Below are 18,824 nucleotides of genomic sequence, written 5' to 3'. Positions count from 1 at the left end.
AAGTTGCCCGGAGGTCACATGTCCGCCCACCACTCACATGATCACGCTACCCCTGCCAGCCGTTGCTGTGCCGCTCAACCCGCATCACCGGAGCAGGCGCTCACGCCCGCGGCGGGGGAGCAGGTCAGCCGCATCCATATCGAGCAGATGGATTGCCCGACCGAAGAACGCTTGATCCGGCAGCAACTGGCGGGCATGACCGGGGTTGGTGCGCTGCAGTTCAATCTGTTGCAGCGGGTGCTGTCAGTGAGTCACATGCCGGAGCGGCGCGAGGCCGTTATCGCGGCGATTCGCGAGCTGGGGTTCAGCCCGCGGCTGCTGGTTGACGATGCGCGTCCGGAGCCGACACAGCACAAGCCCTGGTGGCCGTTGGCGCTGGCCGGTGTTGTAGCGCTGGCTGCCGAAGTGGTGCATTTTGCTGGCGGTGCGGCCTGGCTGGGTGCGGCCCTGGCGCTGTTGGCGATCCTGATTAGCGGGGTTGAAACCTACCGCAAGGGCTGGGTCGCCCTGCGCCACCGGACGCTCAATATCAATGCGCTGATGAGCATCGCCGTCACCGGCGCTGTGTTGATCGGCCAGTGGCCGGAAGCGGCGATGGTGATGGTGCTGTTTGCGATTGCCGAGCACATTGAAGCTCGCTCGCTGGGACGAGCTCGCGACGCTATCAGTGGGCTGTTGGCGCTCGCCCCCGAGCAGGCCAGTGTGCAGCAGGAGGATGGCAGCTGGCGCGGTATTGCCGCAACGGAGATTGCGGTTGGCGCGCGCGTCCGGGTGCGGCCGGGTGAGCGGGTTGCGCTCGACGGTACCGTGGTTGGCGGGCGTTCGACGGTCAATCAGGCGCCGATCACCGGCGAGAGCATGCCGGTTGAGAAGCAGACCGGTGACAGCGTCTTTGCCGGCACCATCAACCAGAATGGCACGCTCGAATACCGAGTTACTGCGGCTGCCGGACAGACCACGCTGGCGCGCATCATTCACGCGGTGGAGCAGGCGCAAAGTGAACAGGCCCCGACCCAGCGTTTTGTCGATCGTTTTGCTGCCCTTTACACCCCGGCCGTCTGCCTGCTGGCGCTACTAATGGCCATACTGCCGCCGCTATTTCTGGGGGGCGGCTGGTATGACTGGATCTATCGGGCCTTGGTTCTGCTGGTTGTGGCGTGCCCCTGTGCGCTGGTCATATCGACCCCGGTGACTATTGTCAGTGCGCTTGCGGCGGGGGCTCGTCGCGGCCTGCTGATCAAGGGTGGGGTGCATCTGGAGCAGGGCGGACAGCTCAATCTGATTGCGCTCGACAAGACGGGCACCTTGACCGAGGGGCGCCCGGTACAGACCGATTTTGAGCTGCTTGCAGGGGGCAATGCCGAGCGTGCTCAGCAGTTGGCGGCGAGCCTGGCAGCGCGGTCGGACCACCCGGTCTCCCGTGCGCTGGCCAGTGCCAATCAGCAACCACTGCTGGAGGTGGACGCTTTTACAGCGATACCCGGTCAGGGTGTCAGCGGCCTGCTCAACGGTGAGCGCTATTACCTTGGTAATGCGCGGCTCGCGGTTGGTCGCGGGTTGATGACCAGCGACATTCAGGATCGTCTGAGCCAGCTGGAGCGCGAGGGCAAGTCGCTGGTGCTGCTATGCAGCGAGCAACAGGCGCTCGGTTTGTTTGCCGTGGCGGATACGCTCAAGCTGGGCAGCCGTGACGCCATACGCGAGCTCCATGCGCTGGGTGTTGAGAGCATGATCCTAAGTGGTGACAACGCCCCGACGGTACAGGCCATTGCAACCCAGGTCGGGATCGACACCGCTCACGGCAACCTGCTGCCCGACGACAAGCTTGCCTTGATTCGCCAGGCGAGCAATGCGGGCCGGCGGGTCGCCATGGTCGGCGACGGTATCAACGATACGCCCGCGCTGGCAGCGGCCGATATCGGTTTTGCCATGGCCGCTGCCGGCAGTGATACGGCCATCGAGACCGCTGATGTCGCCTTGATGGATGACGATCTGCGTAAACTGCCGGCCTTCATTCGTCTTTCCCGCCGGACCCTGCGGGTGCTGCGCCAGAACATCTGGCTGGCGCTGGGTATAAAGGCGGTGTTTGTCGGCCTGACGCTGGCCGGGTCGGCGACCATGTGGATGGCCGTGTTTGCCGACATGGGGGTAAGCCTGCTGGTGGTCTTCAATGGCCTGCGGTTGCTGCGTGACACCCCCTAGAACAGGGCCGGTGCTGAGCCGATCCGACAATTGGTATCATTTTTTGCTGGACGAGTGGCGTTTTCTGCAACAGACTGTTTTTCGCGAATAACAACAATATACGTGTGCCCCTACGGGAGGCATGCAAGGAGAACGACATGACTCGTCGCTATTCCGCATGGCTGATGCCCGCTGTGCTTGCGGTGGCCTTCAGTGCCGCCACCCTGATCGTTTCCGAGCAGTCCGATCTGCCGACGCCTTCCTTTGCCGGTATCCCGGCTGTATTTGTCAGCGATATTTTCAGCCGCTTCTGACTTTCATCGTTCCGCGCCCGCCTGCGGTCGGGCGCTGCCTTGGTGACCGGCTGCGACATCGCCGCCATTCCGCTCTGTGCATCGCGCTGCTAGACTTCGCCGCATGTTCTCGACCCACCCCCATCGATCTCTGTTTACCTGGTTGCTGTACGTCAGCATCCTGCTCAATGTGCCGACCTGTGGTCTGCTGCACGGGCAGATGCTGGGCATGCAGCTCAGTGGCGCGGGCGTGGTGTTTTGTTCGCTTGGCAGTGCCTCGATTGATCTGGCCGCGGAGGATGGGGCGGCCGATGCTGCGGCCATGATGAGCTTCAGCTGTCCGGTCTGCGGTGGTGTTAATCTGGCAATCGGCCTGCTGTTTGCCATGTTCTGGTTGCGGCTGCTGCGCCGCCCCCGTTTGCCCATGGCGCGCTCGGTGTTCCGCCGCGTGTCGCCGCGTTCCGCCTGGCCTCCGGCCAACCCTCGCGCCTCTCCGTTGTTCTGACCTTATCCGGCGTTTATTCGACGCCACCCTGTGTCTCGCCTGCGCCGTTGTGTTGCGTCGGCGAGCTTGTGTTTCTGTCAGGACAATACCAATGAAATATTCGCGATATTCCCTTTGCGGCGTACTGCTGTGCGCCCCTGCTTTGCCTGTGCACGCTGAAAACGCCACCGACCTGCCGACCCTGATCGTAACCGGCAAGGTTCATCGGACCACCGACCTGCAACTTGATACCCCTGCCGAGTCTGGTTCGCGGCTTGGGCTGACGCCGCGGGAAACCCCCGCCTCGGTCAGCGTGGTTGGCCGTGAGCAAATCGAACAGCGTGATGCGCTGGATACCCAGGACATTCTCTCCGGCGTGCCGGGCGTCACCGCTGCGTCGCCGCCCGGTCAGGCCGGCTTTGTTTCCTGGCGCGGCTTTACTGGCGCGCAGGTGACGCAGATGTTCAACGGCATCACCGTGCAGTACGACAGCATCGCCGCACGCCCGGTTGACAGCTGGATCTTTGACCGCGTTGAGGCCATTGGTGGTGCCTCCAGCTTTCTTAATGGCGCTGGCGGGGTTGGCGGCTCGATCAACTACATCACTAAACTGGCCGACCCGAGCGAGTCCTTCCGCGAGGCGCGCATCCGCTATGGCAGCTTTGACAGCCGTGAGTTGGCGCTGGGCGTCAATCAACTGCTGACCGAGGGGCCCGTGCGCAATACGCTGCGGCTGGATATCAGCCAGACCGACAGCAACGGTTGGGCTGACCGCGAAGAGCGCAGCGCCTTTACCGGCGCGCTGTCGCTGCGCACCGATTTCAACGAACGGCTGTCGCATACCCTGGCGCTGGAGTATCAGAACGAGCAGGTCGACAGTCCCTACTGGGGCACCCCGGCGCTGCAGCCGCTGGGTGGTGAGATGAAGGTCGATGACAGTCGTCGCTTTGAGAACTACAACGTCGAGGACGGACGTTACGAGCAGCGGGTGCGCTGGCTGCGCTCGATCACCGAGTATCAGCTGAGCGACCAGACCCGCCTGCGCAATACCTATTACCACTACAACACCGAGCGTGATTACCGCAATCTGGAGCGTTACACCTACACCGCCGACAACAGCCAGATCAGCCGGTCCTCTGCATTGCTGCAGCGTCACGATCAGGAGCTGAACGGCAACCGCGTCGACCTGTTGCATGAGGGCATGCTCTGGTCACGGCGCAGCGACTGGTCGCTGGGGCTGGACTACAGCCACAACGTGCAGACCCGCTACCCGCGCTCGATCTCGGCGGTATTTGATGTGGTGGACCCGGATCACTTCAATCCGGGCCAGTTCTACGATATTCCCGGTATGACCCCCGGCCACGATCCGCAGCGCACCAACGAGGTGGATACCTGGGCGCTGTATCTGGAAAATCGCACCGAGCTGACCGACCGGCTGGCGCTGATCAGCGCCCTGCGTCACGACTGGATCGACCTGGAGGTCACCAACCATCAGACGCCGTCGGCGACCAATCCGGCGTTTTTCAGCCAGAACTACGAGCCGACTACCGGCCGTCTGGGCCTGGTCTACCAACTCACGCCGGCAGCTAACGTCTACGTCCAGTACAGTACAGCGGCGGACCCGCCGTCCGGCATTCTCACCACCGCCAGTTTCAAGCAGGTGCAGGACTTTGACCTGACCACCGGCGAGCAGTGGGAAATCGGCAGCAAGCTGGATTTCCTCGACGGACGCGGCTCGGCCACAGTGTCGCTGTATCAGCTGGAGCGTGAAGACCTTTCCACCGCGGACCCGAACAACCCGGGTCAGACCCTGCCGGTCGGCAAGCAGTCAGCCCGTGGCATCGAACTGGCAGCGGCGCTGCAGGTGACCGACAGCGTGCGCGCCGAGGGCAACATGGCCTGGGTCGATGCCGAGTACGACGAGTTTAATGCCAACGTCGGCGGCAGCGCTGTGTCCTACGCGGGCAACCGGCCGAGCAACGTACCCAAGCGGGTCGCCAACCTCTGGCTGACCTGGGAACCGGTCACCGACTGGCTGCTGGGGCTAGATACCCGCTATGTGTCTTCGGTCTATGCCGATTCGGCCAATACCCTGTGGGTGCCGTCCTATACCCTGTTTGGGGCGCATGTGCGTTACCAGCTCAGCGCTGAGACCGAGCTGACCCTGCGTGGGCGCAACCTGACCGATGAGGTCTACGCCCGGCAGGCCGGGAGCAGCATGCTGTATCTGGGTGCACCGCGCAGCGTCGAGCTGAGCCTGCAGACGCGTTTCTGATGCAATCGTGCCGCCGGCCGTGCAGGCCGGCGGTCAGGAGATCCCGATGAAACGTTATCTGTACTTATGGCATCGCTGGCTGGGCATTGCCCTGTGCCTGTTTATGGCCATGTGGTTCGTCTCGGGTGTGGTGATGCTCTATGTTGGCTACCCCAAGCTGACCCCTCGTGAGCATCTGGCGCACCTGCCGGCGCTGCCGCTTGAGGGCTGCTGCGCTGCGCCGGTGAGGGCTGGCGCCGACTGGCCCGAAGGGCTGACCCTGAGCAGCATCGGCGGGGAGCCGGTGTATCTGCTGCCACGGTCAGGCCAGGCTGCGCAGGTGCTCGACGCGCGAACAGGAACCCCTGCCGGGCCGATGGATGCCGAGCGGGCGATGGCAGCCGCAGCCCAGTTTGCACCGGGAGCACCGGCCGAGCTGCAAGCGCTGATCGACGAGGATGCCTGGACCCACTCGCGGGCGCTGGACGCTGACCGGCCGCTCTACCGTATTGCGCTGAACGACGCGCAGCGTCGGCTGATCTATGTATCCAGCCAGACCGGTGCGGTCGTGCGTGATGCTACTGGCACTGAACGGGCCTGGAACTGGGTCGGTACCTGGATTCACTGGCTGTATCCGCTACGCGGTAATGCGCTGCAGCCGATTTGGACGGACACCGTGATCTGGCTGTCGCTGGCCGCCACCGTGATGGGGCTGCTGGGCATGATCATTGGTGTGCTGCGCTGGCGTCGACGGCGCTACCGCAGCGGCAGTCATTCGCCCTACCGTGGCTGGGCACGCTGGCACCACATTACCGGTCTGGTGGCCGGAGTGCTGCTGATTTGCTGGATCTTCAGCGGATTGATGTCAATGAACCCCTGGGGCATTTTCAGCCGCGCACCAACCCTGGCCGTAGCTGAGTACAGCGGCTCGTCAGGGCGGCCTGCGCAGACGGATGTTGGCGACATACTGCGGCGCCTGCAGGTGGGTGGCTGGCAGCCGGTCGAACTGCAATGGCGGCGGATCGCTGGCCGCTACTGGGTGAGCGCAAGCAACGCGGCCGGTGAGCAGCGGGTGCTGGACCTGCAGACTGGCGCGCTGGTCGGGCAGCTGCCGCGTGAACTGCTGCAAGCGTCGATTGCGGCCATGGCACCAACGCAGCAGGTGCAGTTCGAATGGCTAACGGCCCACGATTTCTATTACTACCCGCGCGCCGAGCACAGCATGCTTGGGCACCTGTCAAAACCCTTGCCGATGTTACGTGCCCGTTTCGCCGATGGCCGTTGGCTAGAGGTTGACCCGGCGACCGGCGCGCTGCTCGGTCAAAGCAGTCCGGCGCGGCGGGTTTCGCGGGTACTGTTTGCGCTGCTGCACAGTTGGGACTGGTTGCCGCTGCTGGAGCATCGTCCATTGTGGGATGTTTGGATGGTCGGCTTCAGCTTGGGTGGCATGCTGATCAGCGTTAGCGGTGTTGTGATTGGGTATCGGCGACTGCGGCCGGGACGGCGCCGCAGGGCGGCGACTGCCAGGGTGGGCGGCTGAGCGAGTTTGCACCGACGCGCCGCGCTGTTGCCCGCCTGCTATGCTTGGCGGTCAACTCATGGACAAGGCGGTGTGATGGCACGGACGATCAGGGACCCGATTGAGCGACAGATTACCTTTGATGCACTGGCCCCGCACTTCGTAACGATGCGTGAGTGGTCGGCGTTTACGGTGCTGGTTCCCCTGACTGTGGTGCTGGTCATGTGGCAGTGGCAGCCACCACTGCTGTTGTTGGGCTGGTTCCTGCTGCTGTTGCTGGGCATTTATGCCCGCTTTGTGCTTACCCGTGCCTATCGCAAGGCGGAGGTTACCCCAGATACGGCCGAGCCCTGGCATCGCGGACTGCTGGCGACCTCCGTTTATTGTGGCCTGCTCTGGGTCGCGGCTGCGTTTCTGTTCTTCGTCGAAGCGTCAGCACCGCACCAGCTGTTTCTGGTGACCCTGCTGGTAACACTGGGCGTCGGTTCGCTGTCGTCGGGTACCCATTGGCTGCCGCTGTATTACGGCTATGGTGCGCCTATTCTGTTGGCGCTGGCGATCAAGCTGATGTTACTGGGTGAACTGCCTTACATGGCGCTGGCGCTGATGGTATTGGCGACCCTGATCGCAACGGTTGCCTTCACCCGCAAGCTCAATGGCATCGTGCGTTCGGAAATGCGACTGCACTATCAGGGAGCGGCGTTGGCGGAGGAGCTGCAACAGCAGTCTGAGGCGCTGCAGGAAGCGATTCATGCCAAATCACGGGTGTTGGCGACAGCCAGTCATGACCTGCGTCAGCCGCTGCATGCACTGTCGTTGTTCATTGATGCGCTCAAGGGTGTGGAGGACGAGCGCGAGAAGGTTCGGGTGTTTGGTCGGATTGATCAATCACTGAATGCCATGCGTAAGCTGTTTGATGCGCTGTTCGATATGTCTCGCCTAGATGCCAACGTGGTTCAGCCCGAATACAGCCATTTTGATGTGGCGACCATGCTGGCTGGCCTGTGCGAAGAATACCGGGACACCGCCGAGCGGCACGAACTGCAGCTGCGCATGCATGTGCCCGATGTGGTCGTTCTGGCAGACCGCGCTCTGCTGGAGCGGATCATGCGCAACCTGATCAGCAACGCTCTTCGCTACACCCACCGTGGTGGTGTCCTGATCAGTGCCAGACGTCGGGGCAGCCAGGTGCTGGTGCAGGTCTGGGATACCGGTGTCGGTATACCGGCGGATCGGCAGGAACAGGCATTCACCGAATTTCAGCAATTGCAGCACTGCAATGATGAACGTGACAAGGGGCTGGGCTTCGGCCTGGCCATCGTGCGTCGGCTGTGTGCTCTGCTCGACTACCCGCTACAGCTTCGCTCCGAGGTGGGGCGCGGTTCGGTTTTTTCATTCAGCGTACCGCAGGGCAACCCGCAGCTGGCCCGGCGGGTTGAACAAGGTCATGAGCAGAGCAGCTGGCGTGCGGCAGGTAAGCTGATTCTGGTAATCGACGATGATCGCAATGTGCTCAACGCGATGGAAACACTGCTGAAAGGATGGCGCTTTAGCGTGCTTAGCTGTGAGCACCTGGACGATGCGCTGCAGGTTTTGCGCTCCGGCGGCAGGGCACCAGACCTGGTCCTGTCGGACCTGCATCTGGGTGACGGTGTCAACGGTGTGGCGGCGATCGCGCAGATACGAGCGTTGATCGACAGGCCCGTTGCGGGCCTGCTGGTGACCGGCGAAACCAGCCGAGAGCAGCTGAAGCGAGCGGAAGAGAGTGGCCTGAAACTGTTGCATAAGCCGGTTCGCCCGCTGGAGCTACGTGGCGCCATCCAGCATCAATTGTCGCTGGTGGCAGTGTCCTGAAGCAGCCCCCGGCGTCGGGCCAGTTGGACACAATCGGTGCGGTTGGCAGCCTGCAGGGTCTGGAACAGGGTGCGAATGTGGGCCTTGACGGTGTGCTCGGTCAGGAACAGGCTGGTTGCAATCTGGCGATTGGAGTAGCCCAGCGCCATTAACTCCAGCACCACCTGCTGGCGTGGGGTAATGTCACCCACCACCGCTGAACGGCGAGGGGGCATGGCGGCTATTTGTTGCTCCATGCCCTCTGGCAGAAATAGCTCACCGGTAAGAATCTGGCGCAGGGCGTCGAGCATGGCGCTACTGCCGAAGGTCTTGGGAATAAAACCTAGTGCGCCGGCGTCCATTGCCGCTTTGATGGTTCGTGGGTTGTCTTCGCCGCTCATCACCACCAGGGGGCGGCAGACGCCGCGTGAGTGCAGGCGCTGGATAATCGAGATGCCGTTGAGATCCGGCATGACCAGATCAATCAGCACCAGATCAAATGTCGCTGGCGACTCCAGCAACTCGATAGCGGACGCGCTGTTGTTGCATTCAACGACTTCGACCTCATCCTCCAGCTGTTGCAGCAGGTAGCGTACTCCGTCGATGAACAACTGGTGGTCGTCTACCACGAGTATCTTCATTGGTTTCTGCGTGCTCCTTTCGTCTTCGCGTGCGCTTGGTTGTTCGGATAGTTACCCTGCCTGGCATTGTAGGTGAGTGATACGCGCGCATGACGGGTATGTCGACGGATCGCCCTCAATTTACCTCTAATGGCTAGTGCTCGGCTGGCCACTATTCGTATCCAGGCGTACTGTGCTGGCATCGCCGCCTTCCGCTGGCTGGCATTGAACGGCGTGGCCGATATACTGCTTGCCGTTAGAGTCGTCGCTGAACCGGGAGAGTTGTGTGAACACGTTGCAACTGCGCTGGCACGCGCTTGCCGACCAGGCAAGGAATGCTGAGGACAAGCATCTGCAAGTGCTGATTGACGGCCAGCCGTTGACTGCTCTGGTGCGGCAGTTTGAGTTGGCGCAGGGATACCTGCCGTTCGACGATACCTTTTTGCTGGTCGATGACGTGGCATGGTATGCGCGTTCTGCCTGGCAGCGCAGTGCTGAAGGTCGCCCGGCCCGCCTGGTGCTGCTGGGGTGCGGCTGCGGTGATGTCGACTGTTCGCAGCTTTACGCTGACGTACGCGAACATAGAGGCTGGGTGCAGTGGACGATGGGCGGCTGGCCGGAGCGTGATTATCGGTCGCTGGGGCCGTTCTGGTTCGAGCTGACGGACTATCGGCAGGCGGTGCTTGGTATCCTGTCGGCAGAATGCCCTACCGGGCATCCCGCCTGACAGAGTGGCATAACTGCCCGGCTCAGCGCTCCATGATCTGTTTGACGCTGGACGCAGGAATCGCCTGCTCGCGGCCTTCATCATCTTCGAACAGGTACATGCCGGTGTCCTCGTCGAGTTTGGGTTTGTTGTCGGTGGCGATCAGCTCGCCACTGGTGGTGCTGATGATGTACTCGCTTGAACACCCAGCCAGAGCAACGGTGCACAGTAACGCCAGGATCAGTGGTTTCATCGGGCAGGTCCTTCGCTAGGGCAGTGCGCATCACACCTGTGATGCGCTTCCCCATAAACGTTAGCCGCTGCTCCAGCGAGTCGCCACAGACTGTGGGCTCAGGTGTTGACGGCGTTGGGATCAATAGAGGCGCCTGCGCCAAGCTCTGCCCGTTGCTGCGCCAGTTTGGCCCCTTCTGCGGCGGTGAACGCGAAGGTGCGCTCGGGATCGCTGGCGCGCATCTGCAGTGCCATCAGCTCCATGCCCTCAGCGATGATGATGTCGTGCTTGCCAGCGCTGAGTTCGTCGAGGATGGTACGCGCTGCGTCATCCGGGTCGATGCCGTTCTCGATGTTGGCATCCGAGCGACCACGCGCGTTGCCGGCACCTTCGAGTGCGTTGGCGGCGATCGCGGTACGTACCGAGCCGGGCAGGATGATACTGACGCCAATACCATAAGCCTGCTCGACCTCCGCGCGCAGCGCCTCGAAGTAACCCACGACCGCGTGCTTGGCTCCGCAGTAGCCGGTGCGCAGCGGGACGCCGATCTTGCCCGCGACCGAGCTGACGACGGCCAGTTGGCCGCTGCCCTGTTCGACCAGGCGTGGCAATAGCAGCTGGGTCAGCGCCACCGGGGCGAGGTAGTCAACCTCCATCAGTTGGCGGTAGACCTGCAGGCCGGTGTCCAACGCGAGGCTGCGCTGGCTGATGCCGGCGTTGTTGATCAGCAGGTCGATGCGTCCCTGCCAGGCCCAGGCTTGCTCAACCAGCTCAGGCAGGCGAGCGTAATCGGTAGTCTCAAAGGGCAAGACCAGTGTGTTGTCCGGTGCTGTGTCAGCCAGTGCCTGCAGTGCGTCGGCCCGGCGACCCGACAGGATAACGCTGGCACCTTGCGCCAGCATGGCCTTGGCCAGCGCTTCACCAATGCCCGAAGAGGCGCCAGTGATCCATACCACCTTGGAAGCAAAACCCATTTTCTTGTTCTCCGTTGTTGAGCAGGCTGATTTGCCTGGGCGGGCTAACACCTTATTGACAGGTGTCATGCCTGATCTGTCGCCGGGGCGACAGTCTGTAACAACGGGTGAGGGCGTTGAGGAAAAGACCGGGCGCACGAACGGCGCCCGGGTAGCGCGAGGCCGAACTCAGTTGAGCGCAGCGAGGATAGACTGGATCTGGCCGGCGTCCAACTGGTTGGCGTTGGCCAGGGTCAGGAACGACTGCGAGGTACCGCTCCAGGCATTGATCAGGCTGGGCAGATTGCGGGCGACGGTGCTGGCTTCGCTGATGCTGCTGGTCAGTTCACCAGCTGCCATCGGGTTGGACAGCAGGGAACCGGCGCTACCCTTGGCGCTATCGAGCCAGCTCTGGAAAGCGCCGCTCAGCATGGAGCCTTCCTTCAGACCGTTCTGATAGTAGGGGATGGCTTCGGCCAGGGTATTGCGGTTTTCGCCGTTCAGGGTGCCGGTCTGCGACAGCAGGCTCTGGATCAGCGCCTGGTTGCTGCTGGTCAGTTCGGTGTCAGCTGCAATCGTTGCACCATCGGCGGTAGCACCTTGGGCGTAGTTAGCAGCAGCGGCCAGGGTACGGCTGGCGAGGTCGGACTGGCCGGTGGCTTCCAGCGTCTTAGCCTGGGCGGTCAGCATGTTGTTCATGCTGGCGTTGAAGCGTTGCATCAGCGCATCCTGCTGTTGTGCCAGGGTGTCGGCACCGGCGTTGTCGCTGCCCTGGCCGTTGGCGCTGAGGGCGGCACCGGCGGCGGACTTGAGCGAATCCAGACCGAAGGCGTGGGTCTGGGTGGCTGTCAGCAAGCCGGCGGCGATCAGGCTCAGCAGAGCTGCTTGGATGCGGGGGGATTTCATATCTCGGTATTCTCCTGAAATAGGTTTCACGTTCACTGTGAAGTGCCCTGCCCGCCGCAGGCAGGCGCTGCTGCGGGGTCAACCAGCGGGGTTTTTCACTCGGGCGCGGCGACTCTACCGCAAATGCGCCAGCCTGTGGTCGCCGGTCGATAAAAATGTCGACTCGTTGAGCAAGATAACGGCTTGCCGTGGCTCAGACCCCAACGCCGGTTGACTCCGGTCGGGTGCACAGCCAGAGCAGCACCAGACACATACTGGAGGGCACCAGCCACTGCACCCAGGGACTGGGAGCGCTCAGGCAGATCAGAGGCATGCTGACGAACATGCTGATTGCGGCCAGCCACTTGGCGCGGCGCGGTATTGCCCGGTGCTGCTGCCATTGCTGGATCGGTGGCCCGAAGCGCGGGTGGTTGATCAGCCAGGCAGCCAGGGGCGGCCAGCCCTTGCCCGCGGCCCAGACCGCCAGCAGCATGAAAACGGTGGTGGGCATGCCCGGCAGCACAGCACCGATCAAGCCGAGCCCGACGAATGTCAGCGCCAGCAGGCGCCAGCCAAGGCGTATCAGCATAGCGCTCAGACCGCCGCGCCCGGTTGCTGGCCTGCCATCAGCTCCTCTACCGCCGTGCGAACAAAGGCGAAGGCGTCACGCGCACCGGTCACCGCTTCGGCCCGCTCTTCGGCGGACAGAGGCAGGCTGTCCAGCGCCTGCTTGAATTCGCGCCAGTGCAGGCCGCGACCGTCGCTGTGGCCGGCCAGATGGCGGGCACCAAAGGTTTCGCTGAGCCCCAGCTCTGCGCGGGCCTGCTTGAGCAGGAAGGCAGCACCCAGCGTCGAGCCCTCATGGGTGTAGAGCCACCCCAGCGCCTGCGCGACATTCTTCGGTCCTGCTGCCTGCCCTGCCAGGCGGTCTTGTTCCTGCTGTTCCTGACTGATGGCGAAATCAACGCAGTCGAGCAGGATTGCCGGCAGCCGATTGCGGTCGGCCAGACCCGGCAGCAACGCCTGCAGTTCCGGCTGCTGGTAGAGCGGTGCGGTGGCATGGTGCAGGCGCAGCTGCATACGCAGGAAGCAGGCAAAGCGGGCGTGACTTGAGAACGGCGCCAGCGCCATGATGCGCTGGTCCAGGCTCTCGTGGGTCGAGGTGGTCTGTTCTTTCAGGTAGCGGCTCAGGGGCACGGTGATGCTGTCTGCCGAGGTCATGGTCGATCCTTGCATGCGGGGGATGAGGTTGGGTGACGGTGCTGTTCAACGTCTCTATCTACTTAACGAACGAGGCACCCTGTTTCCGTAATGGCCGAGCAGGTTTTTTTGCCCAATCAGAAAATCTTTTCCATACGCAGGCTCAGCTGTGTGCGCTGATAGGAGTAGAGCCAGTCGACGTTGCTGCGCACGCGCGTGTGTTTCAGCGTCAGGTTGGGGGTAAAGCCCAGCAGTGCCCAACGGGGCGCACTGACAATCAGCGTGTGGCTGGATTCGTCATCGCGGCGGCGGTTGCCGAGCAGCGCGTTGAAGTCGCTGTATTCGCGGTGGCGGAAGCTGCTGAACAGGCTCGTACGCAGGCCGCTCTGCAGGGTCATTGAGGCGCCCAGCCTGACACCGCTTTGCAGATAACCGTAGGCGCTTTCTGCGGTTCTGCGCTCGCTCACATCCAGCCCGCCAAACAGCGTCCAGCGTGGTGATAGCTGGTTCCAGGCGGTGAAGTAGAGCGCACTGTTGCCGCCATTGTTGTAGCGGTAAACGCGCTCGCGGTAGCGCAGGTCGCGGTAGTTGGCCTCCAGCTTGAACGCGCTGCGCTGGCTCAGAGTGTGCAGCCACTCGGCCCGGGCACCCCAGGCTGAATACATGGCCTCGTTGCCGACCCGGTTGGTCTCGAAGCTCGGCGCCAGGCTGTAGTGATTACGCGCGTCGCGGTAGCTGTAGCCCAGGTTGGTGATCAGCGTGCTTTCGTTGTACTCGCTGTGGTCTTGATAGCTGTAGCCGTACAGCAAGGCGCGGGCGTAAACGCCGTGATGGCCGCTGATGGCGACGCGTCGGTTTAGGGTGGCCTCGTAATCCAGGCCGCTGGCGCTGATCGCCTCGGGCAGGGTGCGGCGCACGATGCAGGTGCCGCTGCCGGCACTGAGCAGGCAGGTGTCGCTCTCGGAGCTCTGGTTGAGGTTGTCGCTCCAGGTCACGCCGAGGTTGATAGAGCCCTGCCAGCGTTGGCGCTGATCCAGTGCGGCTAGAAAACGGCCGACGCTGGTGCGCACGCCCTCTGCGCGCGGATCATCAGCTGGAAGCCGTGCCCGTATCCGCTGAAACAGGGCCTGGGCTGCGCGGTCCTGCTGATCTTCGAACAGCACCCTCGCCAGTTCCAGTTGGCCGGGCAGAAACTCGGGCTGCAGTGTCAGCAATTGGCGAAAGTGCGCTTGTGCTTCGACATAGTTGCCGCGCACGCGGGCCAACATGCCGTCGGCGTAGGCCAGCAGCATGGGGTCGGCGTCGGGCAGGGCACGGTAGCGTTGCAAAAAAGCGCTGGCGGCCTGCCATTGTTGATGGCCGAGCGACAGGTACAGCGCGCGGCCGAGATCGTTGGTGTTGTTGCCGATGGCGAGGGTTTCGCCATTGAGGGTAATGCTGGGCTGCTCATCCAACTCGCCTTCCAGCAGCTCTTGCTCCTGAACGTTGGCGTTGCCCTCAATGCGCTGGTTGAGCCGCAGGTTGGTGTCTTCGTCGGCGGCCTGCAGCGCAGCGCTGGCGAGTAGCAGGAGCAGGGCGGGAAGCACAAGAAAATGGTGGCGAAGCATAGAAACTCTTGCGTGGCTGGCCGTGTTGCGCGGCCGGAACGGGCAGGGCCGAAGCCTCCTCTGCAGCGGTGACTTCGGCCCGGTATCAGCACCTGCCATGGCCGTGGCAGGCAAGCGCGATCAGTCTTTGGTGCCGCCGAAGGCGGTGTCGTAGTCGCGGTTGCTGAAGGTGGCGATACCCGCAAGGGCGGCTGCGTCGTTACCGAAGAAGTTGCCGCTGACCTGGCCGCCGGTTGCCACGCCTGCCGAGCCGTTGGCAGTGGCGGTTGTGCTGCTGATGTTGCCTGCACTGTCGAAGCTGGCGCTGCCGATATTCACCGCCAGGCTGCTGTTAGACAGCGAACCGGTCAGGCTGTTGGTGCCAAAGTTGGCAGTGAAGGTCCCGCTCATCAGGTTGCTGCCGGAGTAGTCATTGATGCCGGCCACGCTGTAGGTTGCCGTGCCGCTGGTGGGCACGCTGGTGCCGGTGTCGTCGCCGACGTAGTACACGGTGCGGCTGCTGTCGCCCGTGGTGCCGGTTTGTGACCACTCGCCAAAGTAGACATTGGCGTTGCTGACCTTGGCGAAGTTGAACACGCCAAGGCCGCTGTGGTCGGGTTCGTCCACGTTGATCGGCGCGTTCAGGGTGTAAACACCATTACTTTGGGTGCTGTAGCTGCTCAGGCCGGCAAAGTCGACCTTGGCAGCCAGACCGGTGGTGTATACACCGACTCCAGGGAGTCCAGCTGTGTGTGGGCCGAAGGGGATGTTGGAGGTACCGACCTCAATATTAGTGTCGTCGCTTTCCGCGCCAATCACGGCGGCCTGCGACAGGGCGCTGACACTCAACAGGCTGGTGGCCAGAACAGACAGATAAATCGCTTTCATGTGAATCACCTTATGTTTGATGTGTGAGTTGTACTGCGCTTGCTTGGGTGTTGCGGTTACGGGTTTATGCGGTGGTGCCCTCCTGGTTGTGGGGTGAATCAGAACTGTGCCGTGAGGCTCAGTTTCAGCGCGCGGCCGGGGGCCGCGACGGCGGAACGCGAGGTTGGGTCGATGTAGTACTCGTCGGTCAGGTTGCTGCCGACCAGCTCCAGGGTGATGTCGTCTCGGGGCCGAAAGCTGACGTAGGCGTCGTAGGTGGTCACGCTGCCCCAGGACAGTGGCAGGTTGTAAATGGCGAGTTTGTTGGTCTCTGCGTTGGCCTTGTAGTCGTCCAGGTCGCTGTTTTCGTGTTTGCTGTAGTAGGTGACGCGGCTGCCGAGTTCGAGCTTGTCGTTGAACAGCCGGCCGCCAAAATTAAGGTTGGCCGAGTAACGCGGGATAGCGTGGGAGATCAGATAGCCACCCATAAAACCGTTCTCGACACAGTCGGGCACCGAGCCAAAGCGCGGGTCGGCCAGCGCGGCGGAACTCTCGTCGCAGACTTCGTTTTCCAAATTCCAGGCCAGGCTGAAGTCACCAAACAGGCCGTCGTTGTCGTAGCGGGTTTGCAGCTCGATGCCGCGCAGGGTTTGCTGGTCAATGTTGTAGAACAGGAAGTTGGTGCTGCGCTCGATCACGTCCTTGGTGCGGTGCTGGTAGTAGGCCAGCTTGAAATCGGCGTAGCGTTCGGCGTTGAGCAGACCGGTGAGGTTGTGCACGTAGCCGATCTCGTAGTTGAACGCGTGCTCAGGTTTGAGGGTGTAGAACGGGTTGAGCGAGGCAGAAAAGCCGATGGTGCTCTCGAACATGCTGGGGTAACGCACGGCCTCGCTGTAGCGCAGGTAGACACGGCTGTCATCGCTCAGGCGCAGGGCGGCCGAGGCGACCGGGGTCCAGTCGTGACCGCGGCGGGTTTTGACGGGGGTGGCCACGACCGCCGTTGTGCCTGGGCTACTGCCAATGGTGCAGTCGCCGCTAAGGTTGTCGATGTTGTCCAGGGTGCCGTTCAGGCAGGCATTGTTTGCTCGGCTGTAGCGACCATCGCTGTCGGGTCGCCAGTCGACCACATGGGTGGCGGTGTAGGTGGTGCTCAGGTTGGCAAGAATCTCGGCAATTTCAGCCTCGGAGAAGCCGAAACCTTCCAACTGTGGCCGTGTGCTTTCCCTCCTTGCCTCCATTTCTTCATCGGTATAGGTCTCGATAGTGCGATAAGTCGCTTCGTAGTGCGTTTGGACCACAGTGTTAATCAAATTGCCCGCCGCCTGCTGCCCGGCCAGAAAGTCATCCTTGGCCCAGTAGGATGAGTAGCGGGCGCCAAGATCCAGGGTAAGAAAGTCGGTGGGGCGCCAGTCGAAGTTGAAGTTGAACTCGCTCTCGGCGCGGCGCCCGGCACGCGGAAACATGCGCCAACCGTCGTCGACGCCGTTGTAAACGTCGCCGGAGCGCAGCTTCTCGTGCTGGTAACTGCCGCCCAGGGTCAGGTCCAGGCTGCTGGCCAGCGCCAGCTGGTTGCTCAGGGTGATGCCCACGCGGTTCTGATCGGCGTTGGCTACGGCGGTATTGCGCAGCACCGGGTCTGCCCAGGTGGCGTAGTTGGGAAAGCCGCCCGCGCTGTAGGTGTCGCTCTCGGTACGCGTGGTCCAGAGGTTGGCGTACAGGTCGACCCAGCGGCTTTCCGGGTTGAACTCGTATTCGAGGTTGTAGGCTTTGGCATCCACATGGCTGAGCGGCCATTGCACGGCGCCCTTGTCGTCGGCGTTGGCCAATCGGGTAGGCAGGATTTCGCCGTAGAGCATGTCGGTGTCGCGGTAACCGAAGGTCAGGCTGTGGTCGTCGTCGAACTTCCAGCGCGCCTTGAACAGCCAGGATTCCATCTTGCTGGAGGTGTTGGGCACCTCGTCACCGGGGTGAAAGTCCAGCGCCAGGCTTTGCGAGTATTCCTGGGTGCGCTCACCGGTATCCGGCTGTGAGTAGAAGCCCGCGCCGTTTTTGCCGGAGAAGTAGTTGCCGTGCTCGCGAAAGGCGTACGCGCCCAGTAACTCGAAGCGCTCCTGCCGGGTGCCGAGCGCCAGCCGGTAGGCGTGATCGTTGCCCGACAGCAGTTTATCGTCGCTGCTGGTCTTGAGGTTGACGCGCAGGGTCGGGTCGCTGCTGGGTACGCTCGGGTTCATCGGGAAGCCCGGCACGTTGTAGAAAATTTCACCGGTGTGCAGCTGCGGGATGCGCGGGTTGACGGTGTTGTTGCCAGCCTCCAGTTTCAGCTCGCCGCCAAAACGCTCGCCCTCGGCCAGGATATCTTCCACGTCGATGGTGCTGGCGACCACGGCGCCGCCCACCGAGCTGTTGACGTTGCGCTCGATGTTCGGCCCCTTGATCACCTTGATACCGCCGATCAGGTTGGGGTCGATGTAGCTGCGGTTGGAGGCGCCGTTGTAGCCGCGCCAGACCGACATCGCCTGCTCGGTGCCGTCGATGGTCAGTGGCACGCGGCCGGGACCTTGAATACCGCGAATGTTCGGGTCCAGGCCGCCGCTGTTGCGGGCGTCGCCGGTGTAGACGTTGAGCATGCCCTTGAACAGGTCAGCCGGGTTGGCGCCCTTGTAGCGCTCGATCTGTTCCTTACCGGAGTAAACGCTGGAGATGTTGTCGTCATAGACGCTGTCGTGGCCTGCTTCGTCGCGGCTGATCAGATATTCGTCGGCTTCGATGAACAGGGGAGTCAGGGTATCGGTGTCGTCTTGTGCGGCCAGGGCGCTCAGACGCCATGCGCCGTCAGCCTGGCGTTGTGCTCTCAGCCCGGTGGCGGCCAGCAGCTGGTGGAGCGCCTGGTCCACGCTGTAGTGGCCCTGCAGCCCCGGGCTCTGTACGCCTTGAGTAAGCGCGGCGTCCAGATACAGCTCGATGCCGGCCTCCAGGGCAAAGCGGTTGAGTACCTGGTCCAGGCTGCCTGCCGGAATGTCGAACGTCTGAGCGGTTGCCGTCTGGGCGTAGCCCGGCAGGCTGCTGCCAAGGCAGCTGATGCCTAATCCCAGGTGCAGTGCAATGGTGAGCGGTGTATGGCGTAGAGTCTGGCCGCGTAGCATGAGTGGTTCTGTCTCGTGTGTCGGTGTTTCCCGATACACCGAGTGAGCTGGTGAAACCCTCAATGCGA

The 18,824-nt window shown here is 62.6% G+C and carries 16 protein-coding genes; 7 read left to right on the top strand and 9 right to left on the bottom strand.

What is annotated here, in order from left to right; all coding sequences use genetic code 11:
• Positions 1 to 18: 18 nt before the first annotated feature.
• The 6 genes from ACKPCU_RS01375 (at position 19) to ACKPCU_RS01350 (ending at position 8,585) form a co-directional block, all read left to right on the top strand.
• Positions 19 to 2,202 (top strand): heavy metal translocating P-type ATPase, encoded by a 2,184-nt coding sequence (locus ACKPCU_RS01375; protein WP_321349266.1) that lies wholly within the window; start codon positions 19 to 21, stop codon positions 2,200 to 2,202.
• Positions 2,203 to 2,339: 137 nt separating this feature from the next.
• Positions 2,340 to 2,495 (top strand): hypothetical protein, encoded by a 156-nt coding sequence (locus ACKPCU_RS01370; RefSeq protein ID WP_170063083.1) that lies wholly within the window; start codon positions 2,340 to 2,342, stop codon positions 2,493 to 2,495.
• Between the two features lie 103 nt (positions 2,496 to 2,598).
• A complete protein-coding gene (locus tag ACKPCU_RS01365) occupies positions 2,599 to 2,979 on the top strand; it encodes a DUF2946 family protein (protein ID WP_321349264.1) in 381 nt (126 codons plus the stop codon).
• Between the two features lie 91 nt (positions 2,980 to 3,070).
• Positions 3,071 to 5,233, top strand: a complete 2,163-nt coding sequence (locus ACKPCU_RS01360; protein ID WP_321349261.1) for a TonB-dependent receptor — start codon at positions 3,071 to 3,073, stop codon at positions 5,231 to 5,233.
• 46 nt (positions 5,234 to 5,279) lie between these two features.
• Positions 5,280 to 6,752, top strand: a complete 1,473-nt coding sequence (locus ACKPCU_RS01355) for a PepSY domain-containing protein (protein WP_321349259.1) — start codon at positions 5,280 to 5,282, stop codon at positions 6,750 to 6,752.
• A 75-nt stretch (positions 6,753 to 6,827) separates the two neighbouring features.
• Positions 6,828 to 8,585, top strand: a complete 1,758-nt coding sequence (locus ACKPCU_RS01350; RefSeq protein WP_321349257.1) for a hybrid sensor histidine kinase/response regulator — start codon at positions 6,828 to 6,830, stop codon at positions 8,583 to 8,585.
• On the opposite strand, the gene ACKPCU_RS01345 is transcribed toward ACKPCU_RS01350, so the two are convergent.
• Positions 8,558 to 9,205 (bottom strand): response regulator, encoded by a 648-nt coding sequence (locus tag ACKPCU_RS01345; protein ID WP_170063082.1) that lies wholly within the window; start codon positions 9,203 to 9,205, stop codon positions 8,558 to 8,560. The genes ACKPCU_RS01350 and ACKPCU_RS01345 overlap by 28 nt on opposite strands.
• A gap of 265 nt (positions 9,206 to 9,470) precedes the next feature.
• On the opposite strand from ACKPCU_RS01345, the gene ACKPCU_RS01340 reads away from it, so the two are divergent.
• Positions 9,471 to 9,911 (top strand): hypothetical protein, encoded by a 441-nt coding sequence (locus tag ACKPCU_RS01340; protein WP_321349254.1) that lies wholly within the window; start codon positions 9,471 to 9,473, stop codon positions 9,909 to 9,911.
• Positions 9,912 to 9,933: 22 nt separating this feature from the next.
• Here the strand turns inward: ACKPCU_RS01340 and ACKPCU_RS01335 are convergent, their stop codons facing one another.
• From ACKPCU_RS01335 to ACKPCU_RS01300, 8 genes are all read right to left on the bottom strand, one after another.
• Entirely contained in the window at positions 9,934 to 10,143 is a 210-nt protein-coding gene (locus tag ACKPCU_RS01335; protein ID WP_321349252.1) for a YgdI/YgdR family lipoprotein, read from the bottom strand.
• A gap of 98 nt (positions 10,144 to 10,241) precedes the next feature.
• Positions 10,242 to 11,096 carry an SDR family NAD(P)-dependent oxidoreductase gene (locus ACKPCU_RS01330; RefSeq protein ID WP_104739086.1) on the bottom strand — a complete coding sequence of 285 codons (855 nt, stop codon included), beginning with the start codon at positions 11,094 to 11,096 and terminating at the stop codon, positions 10,242 to 10,244.
• 168 nt (positions 11,097 to 11,264) lie between these two features.
• Positions 11,265 to 11,981 carry a hypothetical protein gene (locus ACKPCU_RS01325; RefSeq protein WP_321349250.1) on the bottom strand — a complete coding sequence of 239 codons (717 nt, stop codon included), beginning with the start codon at positions 11,979 to 11,981 and terminating at the stop codon, positions 11,265 to 11,267.
• Between the two features lie 193 nt (positions 11,982 to 12,174).
• Positions 12,175 to 12,549: a YbaN family protein gene (locus tag ACKPCU_RS01320; RefSeq protein ID WP_188656544.1), complete on the bottom strand. Its 375-nt coding sequence runs from the start codon at positions 12,547 to 12,549 to the stop codon at positions 12,175 to 12,177.
• 5 nt (positions 12,550 to 12,554) lie between these two features.
• Entirely contained in the window at positions 12,555 to 13,181 is a 627-nt protein-coding gene (locus tag ACKPCU_RS01315; RefSeq protein WP_321349246.1) for a biliverdin-producing heme oxygenase, read from the bottom strand.
• A 116-nt stretch (positions 13,182 to 13,297) separates the two neighbouring features.
• Positions 13,298 to 14,767 carry a surface lipoprotein assembly modifier gene (locus tag ACKPCU_RS01310; protein WP_321349245.1) on the bottom strand — a complete coding sequence of 490 codons (1,470 nt, stop codon included), beginning with the start codon at positions 14,765 to 14,767 and terminating at the stop codon, positions 13,298 to 13,300.
• A 120-nt stretch (positions 14,768 to 14,887) separates the two neighbouring features.
• Complete coding sequence (locus ACKPCU_RS01305) at positions 14,888 to 15,634, bottom strand: Slam-dependent surface lipoprotein (RefSeq protein ID WP_321349243.1); 747 nt, start codon at positions 15,632 to 15,634, stop codon at positions 14,888 to 14,890.
• 98 nt (positions 15,635 to 15,732) lie between these two features.
• Positions 15,733 to 18,756 (bottom strand): TonB-dependent receptor, encoded by a 3,024-nt coding sequence (locus ACKPCU_RS01300; protein ID WP_321349241.1) that lies wholly within the window; start codon positions 18,754 to 18,756, stop codon positions 15,733 to 15,735.
• Positions 18,757 to 18,824: the final 68 nt, after the last annotated feature.

The organism is Halopseudomonas oceani (genome assembly GCF_963677335.1).
In the GTDB taxonomy this organism is placed as follows: domain Bacteria; phylum Pseudomonadota; class Gammaproteobacteria; order Pseudomonadales; family Pseudomonadaceae; genus Halopseudomonas; species Halopseudomonas oceani.
Note: the sequence above shows the minus strand (reverse complement) of the source record. Positions and strands in the feature narration are given on the sequence as shown.